Genomic DNA, 6,944 nt, shown 5'->3' with positions numbered 1-6,944 from the left:
CCGGCATCCGGATCGGTGTCGTTGGTCAGCACGTTGCCGCTCGCAACCACACCACCCGAACCATTGGCGACACCACCCTTCTCCGTCGCGTCCCCCGCATCGGCAACTGCCGTCGGCGTCGTGTTCGAGCTCGGCGTGGTAAACATCACATCGACCCAATAGTTCGTCGACTGGAACGTGCTCGTGGGGAATAGGCTGTTGCTGCCATAGCGGTAGACGCCGTTGCCGCTGGCCGGCGCCGTGAGCGACCCGCTCGTTACGTTCGAGGTGAAGTAGCCGGTGGTCGTGGAATAATGACCGCTATTCGTGTGATAAGACGCCGTATAGGTTTGTCCGACTGTCAGTGACACCGGGCTGGTGAAATAGGCAGTCTGCCAACCGCTGACCGACTCATTCGTGAAGGTGAGGGTCGCAAGCCGCGTGCCGGTGCTCGACCATAATGAACCGGTATGCGTGCCAGTATCCAGGTCGCCCTTGTAGAAACGAATGCCGGTGACGGTGCCTGCCACGGAGGTCTGGAATTTGACGCCGAGTTCAACGGCTGAGCTATCGTTGGTGTTGACGACCGCCGGCGTCGCGGCGCCGAAGAGAGAGGTGTAACTCGGCCCGCTGACGGTGACCGTGCGTCCCGCCGAGGGTGTTTCCAGGTTGATGTTATCGTCGACGGCGCGAGATCGGATGGTGTATGTGCCCGCTGTCTGCGGCGACCAGGTATAAGTCCAGTTCTCATCGCCCGTCGCCGGATGCCAGCTTGCCCCGTTGTCCGTGGAAACCTCGACGCCGGCGATGACCCCGCCGCCCGTATCGGTGGCGGTACCTGTAATCGTGACTGCGGAGCCAACGGTCGCCGTTGACGGCGCCGTGATGATGGAAGTCGGTGCAACATTGTCCGACGAAGCGGTTGCCGCGACGAGCCCGGATTGCAGCGTCCCGGGCTGAATGCCCATATCGGCAAGCAAGTTGACCATTGCCTGCTGCACGCGCGGGTCCGTCGGCGTCGCCGTGAGATCGTGGTTGTCGCTCAGGCCCCATGTCCAGTAGACCGTGCCGGCGCCGAACACCAATGCACCGCTGGGCGCGCGATAGAGCGTCAGATTGTGGGTCGAGGTCGCATTGCCGGTCGTGTTTCCGTAGTCGAGCAAGTAAGTGCTGACCGGAAGCGTCGTCGACGACAGCTTCACGAGGCCGGCCGGATCAAAGCCGTTGTCTACAGCTTCGTCCCATTCGTAACCAAGATAGTTCTTGGTGAGCGTCGCCGTCTGGCCAGGCTGAAGATTGGCGACGCTGGTATTGCGCCAGAAACGCAGATTGGCGTCGTCATAGGGAATAGTGATCGCCTGGAGATTGCTGCCGACATCGTCGACCTTGAACAACTGTCCGGTCAGTGAGTTTTCCGGGTTTCCGCCGCCGATAGCGGGTGGGCTGAGACGCGGATCCCGGAACGTGCCCGTCCATTCGTTGGAAGGGTCGATGCTGGCGGTGGGCGACCAGGTCTCCTTATAGGAGATCAGCGTGCGATAGGGCGTGCCGTCGGCGCTGTAGGCATTGCCCCAACGGGTGCGCCAATAAACCTCGTTGCCGCTCCAGAACATCAGGTTGACGCCCGCATCGCGCGCGGCTTCGACATTGGTTCGCTGCTGTCCAGACCAGTATTCGTCGTGCCCGGCATCAACATAGGTTTTGTGATTGAGCAACAGGCTGCCATAACGGTCGACGTCGACACCCGACAGGTAGGAGACGTCATAGCCGTTCTGTTCCAGCCAGTAGATGCCTGCATATTCGGCGCCGAACAGATAGTCCTGCGGACCGGCATAGGTGCCGACCCCGCCGCGGGTCGCAATCGGCCTGTTGTAGCTGACCGCATAGGCACGACCCGCCCCCTGGCCTGTCGCCGGACCATTGCCGCCATAGAAGTTAGCGCCACCCCAGCCGTTATAAGCTTGCCATGTCTCGTCTGCAGTCTGGAAGACGATGTCGCTGTGGCTGTCGTCATCCCGCACGATGAACGGGATTTGATTTTCGCCAAAGGTGCCATCCTGTCGCACGAGCTTGGCGATGTAGACGCCCGAGACGGCATCATTGGGTACGGTCCACGACGCCGAGACTGCCCAGTTGCCGGCATCCACCGTGCCGGTCGAGGCGTTGCGCAACGGATTGGGCTGCGTCTGCAAACCGGTATGCTGCATGGTCGCGACCTTGCGCGCGCCCATGCCGCCATAATAGCCGAGCCGATAGATGTCGATCCGATAATTGGTGGAATTGGTATTGATCTTGAAGCTGACCGTCTTGCCGTTGTCGACGCTGATGTCGGTCGCAAACCCCTCGATGTTGGAGCTACCGGCACCGTCGATGCCCCACTCACTCTCCGGGTTACCCTGCTTCTGGTTTTCCAGCACGATCGCGTTGCTGGCCGCCGCCGCCGCGGCCGCCAGATTTTGCGTTGCCAACGACCGCTGTGTAGAAGGTGGCGTTGTCACCGAGCCGGAAAGGATGCCGATACCCTTGGATGTGGACGTGCCCGTTCCGATTTCTCCGCCACCGGGCAACGATCCGTTCAAGATCGTCGAATCCGTCCACGTTGCGGTCCCGCGCCAGCCCGAGAGCGGGGACAAATCACGGTCGAGAAGTGGATCGCTGACCGAGGCGCCTATGGCCCGTTTGATCGTCTGCACATAGTCCGGGCCCTCGGTCAGCTTGGTTCCCGACAATTGACCGTCCTGTTGAAGCAAGGCGCCGCCATGCGCCCAATCGAGAATCCGCGTGGGGGAGGTAAAGTAGCCGCATCCGCACACACCAAAGGGCATGCCAAATGCCAGCGAATTAGCGCCGGCATGCTGGGCTGTCGCCTGCGCTGACGGGCTCGATTCGAGAATGACGACCTTGCCCGAGTGCGCACGCTCAGCCGCCACCGCAGCAGAACCCTGCCCGGAAACCGTCGGTGCAGGGCTTTGCGGCAGATACGGAGCCAGAGGATCGTCGCCTATGGAGCTCATTCCAGCATAGGTGCGATAAAAGGGCGATGCGGCCCCGAATGCAACTCCGTTCGCGTCCCGCTCGAAACGCGCAAAACCAAGCGTGTAGGCGGGCAACCGTGACGCGGCAGTATCAGCGCTTCGCCCCCCCGTTTCGAGATTTGTCGCGACAGTGTTGGCCATGGGCGGCTGCGCGCGGGGGATATCAGCTCGACCGTCCGCGTCGCCGATCACGCCCTCTCTCCGTCCAACGTCATGCTCATTGAGCTCCACGTTGTTGTCGGGATTGTCGACAAGCGTTCCATCATGCTTGCTTCCATCCGCGGTTTGCACGGATGTCGCAAGTTGAGCACTATCCTCGCGCCTTTCGGCAGGCTTGCGCGGCTTTCCCTCTCCGCCGACGGCCAACCATCGGGGAACCAGCGAATCCAACAGGAGGGAGCGCGAGCTCCAGCGGCGAGCGTTGCGATACATGGCGGGCACCTCTCGCGTGATTTTCAGGATCGAATCTATGAGGATCGTTTGATACGAGACCCTGAATTATAGCCGAAAAATGAGAGGGTATATCCTACGCCTTTCGCTCTACATGCGGCATCCTTTGGGCAAACGGCCGCGTTGCGTCGCCCACGTGATGGATGGGACGCGTGAGGTCGCGAAGATTCGCCCTTCCTGTGCAAGGCTCGAAGCCGCGGCGGTGGTTTCACCATCGCCGCATGGTGGCGCCAATGCTGGCCCTCCAAGCAGGAGACCACGTACCGGACCGTTCGTGCGATAGCATAGGCCGTTGGGCCTGTTGATTTTTTCGAGGCGATGCCTCTGTGTCGCGCAGAAGATATGTGCTTCTGCTCGATTTAGGCTTATGCACCCTCCCCACCCTATCAATTGTGATTAGGCAAAGTAAACGACCTCCACCTTCCTCAAGGCTTCGCCACACTGCACACTAGCGATGTGGTTTCGGGCTTGGCGTCCGGCGTTCGAACAGCGCTTAAGGCATCGGACCAGCGTCCGTTGAAGGATGTTTTGAAGGCGAGACATGTACATGAATCTATCGCACCGCGTCCCTCACCTGTTCTTTCGAGCAACGTCTGTCATCAGTGCACTCGTCTTTCTTGCCGGAGCTGCGTCACCGGCTCTCGCCGATAGCGCCCCTTTGGCTCCACAAACGAAAATCCGCCTGACGGTCGTCCAATGGATGCCGTCCAAGGGCCAGTTTGAGCGATGGGATGCGATTGGCGGCGAATATACGGTTTCGGATGCAGGTGAAGTCTCCCTGCCCTTTCTAGGGTCGCTGCCGGTTGGAAATCTGGACAGTGCCAGCCTGACCAGCGAGATTGGCAAGCGCCTTCAGGCAAAGATGGGTTTGGCCCAGACACCTGCGGTGACCATCGACGTTCTCGACTATCCGGCCATTTACGTCGTCGGAGACGTGATGGCGCCGGGAGAATACAAGTTTCACTCCGGCCTCAGCGTCCTGCAATCCCTGGCCATGAGCGGCGGCCCGTTGCGGGCTGCGGCACAGCAGCAAACGGAGACGATCAAGCTTGCCGGCGAGCTACGAGAAATCGACCATTCGCTGCTACGCAGTTCGGCAAAGCTCGCGCGGCTGCAAGCGGAGATGGCCGGCGCGAAAGAGATCGTCTTCGATCCGCCGCCCGCTGCCGATCGGCAATATGCCGAGAGTATCCATCAGGAGGAGCAGGTCATTTTTCAGGCCCGTGCAAACGCGCTCGCCAAGCAGTCGGTGGCCCTCGTCGAATTGCGCAATCTCTTGAATGCGGAAATCGATACATTGGAAGAAAAGCTGAAAGGCTCGGATGACAATATCCAGTCGGTCGAGGAGCAACTGACGAGCGTGAAGACGCTTGTCCAGAAGGGCCTCACGATCACCTCACGACAGATGGATCTGGAACGATTGCTCACCAACTATCGCTCCGACCGGCTCGATCTGGTCACCGCCATCATGCGGGGCCGCCAGGCGATCAACGAGACGACGCGCAATCTCGAGGGACTTTCCGACACTCGTCGGAGCGAGGTCGCTTCCGAAGTGCAGGCGGAAAAGGCCACTCTCGATCAGCTCAAATTGAAGCGCGACACCACGCAACAACTGCTTCTCGGAGAGCTGTCGACCGGCATCAACGTGAATAACCGCGATGAGGAACTCCCGCTGACCTTCATCGTGAGCCGGCGGGACAAGGGACAAGTCAATCAATTCCAGGCATCCGAAACGACGGAATTGGCGCCGGGCGACGTGGTCAGGGTAACCAAGCCCCGTATCACGGATGCGCCGTCCGAAGACGCCGCTGCGCTGCCTGTTCAGACAGAGGCTAATATCAGTCAGGTAAGCCGGTGATCCGCGAAAGGCATGTGCCGCAATCGGCCCTGCGGCGGGCGATTGAACGCCGGCACCGGATAACGGGCATGGGCATCCGATGACTTTGCGCATGACCCCACCCAGCAGCCAGACCTACACCCAGATCCTCAAATCGACGATGCTGATGGGCGGCTCTTCGCTCGTCAATGTCGCACTCAGCATTATCAGAAACAAAGCCATGGCTGTTCTGCTCGGGCCGGAAGGCGTGGGACTGATGGGCCTCTATGGATCGATCCTCGATATCGCGCAGGCGATTGCCGGGCTTGGCGTGGGCAGCAGCGGCGTGCGCCAGATTGCCGAAGCTGCGGGCACCGATGACGCAGAAATGATCGCACGATCAGCAACAGTGCTGAGACGCATATCGATGGTGCTCGGATTGTTTGGTGCGCTCCTTCTCGCCGCATTGGCATTCCCGGTTTCAAATTTCACTTTCGGCGGCTACCAGCATGCCGGTGGCATTGCATTGCTGTCGCTGGCAATCTTCTTTCGACTGGTCTCCGCAGGGCAGACTGCATTGATCCAGGGCCTGCGCGGCATTGCCGATCTTGCCCGTATCAACGTGCTTGCCGGGCTTATCGGCACAGCTGTCAGCATCCCGCTGATCTATCTGTTCGGCCTGCAGGCGATCGCACCGTCCCTCGTGGTCATTGCGGCTGCCTCGATCCTTCCGACCTGGTGGTACAGCCGGCGGATCTGCCCTCATCCCTCGCCAATGCCCACGCGCCAGTTCGGTCGGGAAGTGTCGGCACTGCTCAGGCTCGGCTTCGTCTTCATGGCAAGCGGGCTTCTGACCTTCGGCGCGGCTTATGCCATCCGCCTCATCGTGCTGAAGGAGGGCGGTGTCATGGCGGCTGGATTGTACCAGGCGGCCTGGGGCCTTGGCGGTCTCTATGCCGGCTTCATCCTGCAGGCGATGGGAACGGATTTTTATCCGCGCCTGACCGCGGCGGCCGACAACAATGCCGAATGCAATCGGCTGGTCAATGAACAGGCGGAAATCAGCATGCTGCTCGCTGGCCCCGGCCTGCTCGCCACCCTGACGCTTGCGCCGCTCATGATGAGCCTGTTCTATTCGGCGGAATTTCAGGGGGCAGTCGATCTTCTGCGCTGGATCTGCCTTGGAATGATGCTGCGGATTATTTCCTGGCCGATGGGTTTCATCGTCGTGGCAAAGCGTACCCAGGCGATTTTCTTCTGGACGGAGGTTGCGGCGGCGGTCGTGCATGTGGGGCTTGCCTGGCTCTTCGTATCGCTGCTCGGCACGCAGGGAGCCGGTATGGCGTTTTTCGGCCTCTATGTCTGGCACAGCATGCTGATCTATGTGATCGTGCGGAAGCTGACCGGTTTTCGCTGGTCCGCCGCCAATCGCAGACACGGGCTGCTTTTCTTGCCCGCATCGGGACTGGTATTCCTGATGTTCTCGATTTTGCCGCTATGGCCGGCGACGGCGATTGGCTTCGTCGCCGTCGCTCTCTGCGGGCTCTACTCGCTGCGCATGCTGATCGACCTGCTTCCGCCGGAGTCCGTGCCCGCAACCATCCGCGGATGGATCACGAAATCTGCATAACGAAACAATGCGCGTATCCGGAGATACGCGCATT

At 60.4% G+C, this 6,944-nt stretch carries 3 protein-coding genes; 2 read left to right on the top strand and 1 reads right to left on the bottom strand.

The window, feature by feature from the left end:
* Positions 1 to 3,446: DUF4082 domain-containing protein (locus EEQ99_RS32925; RefSeq protein WP_127431849.1), on the bottom strand; the 3,446-nt coding region annotated here is incomplete at its 3' end.
* 565 nt (positions 3,447 to 4,011) lie between these two features.
* Between EEQ99_RS32925 and EEQ99_RS32920 the strand changes: the two genes are divergently transcribed.
* A complete protein-coding gene (locus EEQ99_RS32920; RefSeq protein ID WP_174824524.1) occupies positions 4,012 to 5,322 on the top strand; it encodes a polysaccharide biosynthesis/export family protein in 1,311 nt (436 codons plus the stop codon).
* Positions 5,323 to 5,401: 79 nt separating this feature from the next.
* Positions 5,402 to 6,910, top strand: a complete 1,509-nt coding sequence (locus tag EEQ99_RS32915; RefSeq protein WP_097545106.1) for an O-antigen translocase — start codon at positions 5,402 to 5,404, stop codon at positions 6,908 to 6,910.
* Positions 6,911 to 6,944 lie beyond the last annotated feature (34 nt).

The sequence above is a fragment of the Rhizobium anhuiense genome, from assembly GCF_003985145.1.
Lineage (GTDB): Bacteria > Pseudomonadota > Alphaproteobacteria > Rhizobiales > Rhizobiaceae > Rhizobium > Rhizobium anhuiense.
The sequence above is the reverse complement of the archived record's forward strand: the minus strand, read 5'-3'. Positions and strand labels throughout refer to the sequence as shown.

Excerpts from the sequence above, each read along its gene's own strand:
- EEQ99_RS32920 (WP_174824524.1), top strand. The coding sequence starts at position 4,012 with ATGAATCTATCGCACCGCGTCCCTCACCTGTTCTTTCGAGCAACGTCT.
- EEQ99_RS32915 (WP_097545106.1), top strand. The coding sequence starts at position 5,402 with ATGACTTTGCGCATGACCCCACCCAGCAGCCAGACCTACACCCAGATC.